The sequence below is a fragment of the Propionispira raffinosivorans DSM 20765 genome (assembly GCF_000381065.1).
Taxonomy (GTDB): Bacteria; Bacillota; Negativicutes; order Selenomonadales; family Selenomonadaceae; genus Propionispira; species Propionispira raffinosivorans.
In genome coordinates this window covers 1-4,913 of the sequence record NZ_KB905892.1, presented here as the reverse complement: position 1 = coordinate 4,913, position 4,913 = coordinate 1, and the positions used below count along the sequence as shown (strand labels likewise).

The window sequence follows — 4,913 nt, the reverse complement described above, 5'->3', positions numbered from 1 at the left end:
CATCGTCCATGATGCATATAAAATCAATATCGAAAGCTTGGATCCCTCGAAAGATATTTCTATGAGAGAGATTTATGGCTTGGATAAAGATTTAACAGAGTAATCTTCGGTATCGGCTCCCGCGGCTCCGGACAGGCGGCTCACACCGCTAGAACATCGGTTTCCTGTTCCGGACAAGCGGTTTCCGCTTCTCCGGAACCACGGTACTGCCGTACCGTAATATACACCCGCATGGAAAATCCGATGCAGTAGCTGTCACTTCCATTGCCTTTGGCCGAACAAGCCATGCTTTAGACTGGGAGACAATCGATGGGAAGCCGGTACATGTTGTTTTACTGTTTGCCGTGCGCAATGTCGATACAACAACACTGCACTTAAAACTGCTGGCACAGGTGGCCATTGCTCTGGCCGATGATACAATTTTTGAAAAACTATTAAAAACAAAGGATAAGCAGGAAGTCATTCGGTTGTTAGCCCAGCGTGTTGAATGAAAAGTTATACCGTTCTATAAAATTTGTTTAGAAAAAAAGGAGAGACTATTACTATGTTACTTACCATGAATGAAATGTTAAAGACCGCCCAGGAACACCGTTTTGCCGTACCGGCATTTAATGCCGGGAGCGGACAACTCTTAACCGCGATGATGGAAAGTGCCGAAGCAAAAAAAGCCCCCGTTATCATGGCGATCCATCCCGATGAACTCACGTTTTTGCGCGACAGCTTCATCGCGAGTGTTCTTTATGAAGCAAACCATAGCAAAGTACCTATGGTTTTACATTTGGACCATGGCGCAAGCTACGAACAATGCATCCATGCCATTCAGCTTGGTTTCACCTCAGTCATGATCGATGGCTCCCAACTGCCGTTTGCGGAAAACATTGCCCTGACGCAGAAAGTTGTCGAAGCAGCCCATGCCGTAGGCGTATCGGTCGAAGGGGAACTTGGAACGATTGGACAAACCGGAAATTCCATTGAAACCGGAACGACGAAAATTATTTATACCGATCCGGCCGATGCGAAAACTTTTGTGGAAAAAACGGGCGTGGATTCTCTAGCCGTAGCGATTGGCACAGCACATGGCATTTATCCCAAAGGCTTTGTACCAAAATTGAAACTCGACCTGATTCCTCAAATTCGCCAGGTTGTTCGTGTTCCCTTGGTACTGCATGGCGGTTCGAGCAATCCAGATAAAGAAATTGCTGAATCGGTAAATCTGGGGATTACGAAAATCAACATTTCCAGTGATATTAAATTCAGCTTTATGACTGGCGTGCAAAACTATTTGCAGAAAAACGGCTTTGAACGAGAACCAAATGTCATTTATCCATCCTGTATCGCGCTTTGTCGTAATACCATTGAAGAAAAAATGAAGCTGTTTAATGCTATCGATAAGATGAAATATTTCGCACTGTAAGCTTATTTTTAATTTTTATCAAGAAAAAAAACGTTTTGCTCAGGAGGCGGTTTACATGAAAATTGTTGGGATATCGGCTTGTGTGGCCGGGATTGCCCACACCTATATTGCCCGAGAAAAATTAATCCAAGCAGCCGAAAAAGCAGGCCATGAAATTCATTTAGAAACACAAGGAACGATTGGAACCGAACATGCGTTAACAAAACAACAAATTCAAGAAGCTGACTTGGTGGTTTTAGCCGTGGACATTCAGATAAAAGGCAAAGAACGCTTTGCCGGTAAAAAAATCATTGAAATTCCTACCGAAACAGCCATCCACTCGGCGAACTCTTTAATCCGAAAAATGGAAGAGATTATAAAAAAATAGAAATGGAGGAAACACACGTTATGAAATCGTTCGAACTTAGAAAACATGCCATGACGGGAATCTCCTATATGATTCCCTACGTATGTGCCGCAGGTATGCTCATGGTCATCGGAAATATTTTTGGCGGACATACCATAACCGATTACCGCGGGAGCTTTTCCATTGCCGATGCCCTAACGACTCTAGGTGGTGATGGTTTGGGATTACTGCCCGTGTTTATCTCGACCTTTATTGCCTATTCCATTGCCGACCGCCCCGGTATTGCTCCAGGCTTTCTACTCGGGCTCCTCTGCAAAGCCAATGGCTTTGGCTTTTTAGGCGGCCTGCTCACTGGTTACCTTGGGGGCTGGGTCGTAAATTACTTGAAAAAAGTGATCAAAGTACCAAGCTTTGCCCAAGGGATCGTCCCGCAAATGATTCTGCCGCTTCTGGCCACGATTCTTGTCGGGCTATTTATGGAATATGTCCTCGGCCTGCCGATTATCGCTTTGACCGATGGCATTGCCGCCTTACTCATTCAACTGCAAGGCGGAACCTCCATCCTCTTACTGGGTGTCATTTTGGGAATCCTATCCTCCATTGACTATGGCGGACCCATTAACAAAGTTGTCTTTGTTTTTGTGCTGAGTCTCATGACCCAAGGAATTGGCGCTCCCATTGCGACCTTGATTTCCGCATCGATGATTGCGCCCTTTGGCCTAACACTGGGCTATCTGCTAAGCCGTATTTTGCAGAAAGATATTTATTCCAAACAAGAAATCAATGCCCTGAAATCCGCATTTTTGATGGGATGCTGTCAAATTACCGAAGGGTCTTATCCTATTATTTTAAATGATCTTCTCCGCATTACGATTTGCACCGGTGTCGGTGCCGCCGTAGATGGTGCTTTAACGATGTATTGGAACTGCTCCTCCACCGTTCCAGCCGGCGGGTTTTTCGCTCTAGCCGGAATCAGCCATCCCGGACTTTGGCTTCTAAGTTTATTGGCAGGCTCGGTCGTATTTGCCGTACTGCTACAATTCTTAAAGAGCAAACCACCCGAAGAATTTGTGGAAGAAAAAGAACAAGAACTGGATTTAACGACTCTTAAAATTTCTGGTTGAGGTAGGACGTGATTCGTAAACAAAAAATAGCCGAGTTTTCAAAAGAACCCGTCTATCAATATACACTCGCCAACAAAAACGGGATGGAACTATCCATCTTGAACTATGGCGGGATTGTACACAAACTGCTGTTTCAAGATAAAACAGGGAAAAAAGAAAATCGTATTTTGTCTTATAAAGACATTGGGCTGTATGAAGAAAATCCAATGTTCTTTGGTGCCATAATCGGCCGTGTGGCCGGCCGCATCAAAAACGGTACCTTTGTATTGGCGGGAAAAGAATATCAAGTCGAAAAAAATGAAGGAAACCAGCATCTGCATGGCGGCTCGGATGGTTTTCATCATCGGTTTTGGTTGGTGGAAGCTGCGCAAGAGTTAACGCCAGATCGTTTAGTCCTGCGCTTACAGGATAAGAGCCAGGATGGCTATCCAGGTGATTTGCAAGTGTGTGTTACGTATACGCTGTCGGAGGAGAATGTATGGAGCATCCATTACCAGGTTGAAACAAATCAACCGACGCTTTGCAATATGACAAACCACACGTATTTCAATTTATCCGGTATGAAAAACAGCGATATTTTACAGCATCACTTGCAGATTCAGGCCGATCAAGTCGCTTGCGTGGACGAAAAAACGCTGCCGACCGGAAGCTATCTAGAAACGAAAAGCGATGCGGTGTTTGACTTTACTAGACCAAGAGCGATTGGGCGCTATGGAATGCATGGACACAAACAACAAGAACTGGTTCAAGGCGGTTATGATCATGCCTTTTTACTAAACAAAAAACAGCAAGACGACCTAATTCTGTTTGAAAAAACCAGCGGCATTAAAGTGCGGATGAAAACCACCGAAGAGGCGGTTGTACTCTACACCTGCAATAAAGTCACCCAGGCCTATCCGCTCGAATATGGAATCTTAAAACCGTATGCTGGTCTAACGCTGGAAACACAAGCAATGCCCGATCGGATTCACTCCGACCGACCAGAAATGGTTGTTATAACCAAAGACAAACCCTATGACAGCTCGACAAGCTATGCCTTTTCTATAGAAAAATAAGCAAAATAAAGAAATGGGGGATTCAAATGAAACGATCACAAATCAATGAAATTATTGAATATACCATACAAGCAGCGGAGCAATTCAAAATTCCACTGCCGCCCTTCGCTTTTTATACACCCGAAGAGTGGAAACAGATCACCGAACAAGAAGCGGAACTGGTCGACAATATGCTGGGCTGGGATGTTACTGATTTTGCCACAGCCGATTTCAAACATGTCGGACTGACGGTCTTTACCTTTCGCAATGGGAACTTTAAGCAAAAAGAAACCTATCCCAAACCATACTGCGAAAAGCTGTTATTTGTGCGTGATGGACAGATTTTACCCTTCCATTTTCATTGGTACAAAATGGAAGACATCATCAATCGCGGTGGCGGCAGCTTAAAACTAACCTTGTATAACTCGACCCAAGCAGGTGAGTTTGCCGATACCGATGTCGTGGTAAAAGTCGATGGGAAACGATTTGCCGTTCCGGCTGGAGAGACAATCCTTCTAAAACCAGGGCAGAGTATAACCTTGGCGCCAGGGCAGTACCATCAATGGCAGGGCCTGCCGGGTAGTGGGGATATTGCACTGTTCGAAGTGTCAACCACCAATGATGATCGGGTCGATAACCGCTTTTATAAAGCGCAGTCTCGCATTCCTGAGATCGAAGAAGATACCATACCAACTCATTTGATTTTTAATGATTATGCGAAATACATTCAGTATATCTAAATGCGAGTTTTTTAGATTCTTTTAGCGGCTAAAAAACGTAAGCGTCAAAAATGCCGTTACCTTGACAACACGTCAGTTGGTAACGGCATTCGTTTTGCAGTAAGCTGGAACGAAATTCGGCATTAATCGTTGCAGTGCCTCAACATCATTCCGTATATTCCAGTTTGGTGCATTTTTGAAAATATAAGTCAAATATGCATATGGATTTAAACCATTTTCTTTTGCAGTTTCTATAATGCTAAAAACAATGGCACT

Annotated in this window: 8 protein-coding genes; 6 read left to right on the top strand and 2 right to left on the bottom strand. The window is 44.2% G+C overall.

Annotated features, from left to right (window positions below):
* Positions 1 to 140: 140 nt before the first annotated feature.
* Positions 141 to 287, bottom strand: coding sequence for a hypothetical protein (locus tag F606_RS23780; protein ID WP_245542158.1), 147 nt, complete (start codon positions 285 to 287; stop codon positions 141 to 143).
* On the opposite strand from F606_RS23780, the gene F606_RS21880 reads away from it, so the two are divergent.
* The 6 genes from F606_RS21880 to F606_RS0120130 are packed head-to-tail and all read left to right on the top strand — an operon-like array spanning position 222 to position 4,658.
* Positions 222 to 491 carry a PTS sugar transporter subunit IIA gene (locus tag F606_RS21880; protein ID WP_322786226.1) on the top strand — a complete coding sequence of 90 codons (270 nt, stop codon included), beginning with the start codon at positions 222 to 224 and terminating at the stop codon, positions 489 to 491. The genes F606_RS23780 and F606_RS21880 overlap by 66 nt on opposite strands.
* A gap of 53 nt (positions 492 to 544) precedes the next feature.
* On the top strand, positions 545 to 1,414 hold the full coding sequence (locus F606_RS0120150) for a ketose-bisphosphate aldolase (protein ID WP_019555667.1): 870 nt from the start codon (positions 545 to 547) through the stop codon (positions 1,412 to 1,414).
* A gap of 55 nt (positions 1,415 to 1,469) precedes the next feature.
* The gene (locus F606_RS0120145) at positions 1,470 to 1,781 is read left to right on the top strand and encodes a PTS fructose transporter subunit IIB (RefSeq protein ID WP_019555666.1); all 312 of its coding nucleotides are present in this window, start codon (positions 1,470 to 1,472) and stop codon (positions 1,779 to 1,781) included.
* Between the two features lie 20 nt (positions 1,782 to 1,801).
* Positions 1,802 to 2,884 carry a PTS fructose transporter subunit IIC gene (locus tag F606_RS0120140; RefSeq protein ID WP_019555665.1) on the top strand — a complete coding sequence of 361 codons (1,083 nt, stop codon included), beginning with the start codon at positions 1,802 to 1,804 and terminating at the stop codon, positions 2,882 to 2,884.
* A gap of 8 nt (positions 2,885 to 2,892) precedes the next feature.
* Positions 2,893 to 3,939 carry an aldose epimerase family protein gene (locus F606_RS0120135; RefSeq protein ID WP_019555664.1) on the top strand — a complete coding sequence of 349 codons (1,047 nt, stop codon included), beginning with the start codon at positions 2,893 to 2,895 and terminating at the stop codon, positions 3,937 to 3,939.
* Between the two features lie 26 nt (positions 3,940 to 3,965).
* Positions 3,966 to 4,658: a D-lyxose/D-mannose family sugar isomerase gene (locus F606_RS0120130; protein ID WP_019555663.1), complete on the top strand. Its 693-nt coding sequence runs from the start codon at positions 3,966 to 3,968 to the stop codon at positions 4,656 to 4,658.
* A 72-nt stretch (positions 4,659 to 4,730) separates the two neighbouring features.
* On the opposite strand, the gene F606_RS21875 is transcribed toward F606_RS0120130, so the two are convergent.
* Positions 4,731 to 4,913 (bottom strand): transposase domain-containing protein (locus F606_RS21875; protein ID WP_019554982.1); only part of this gene is annotated, 183 nt, incomplete at its 5' end.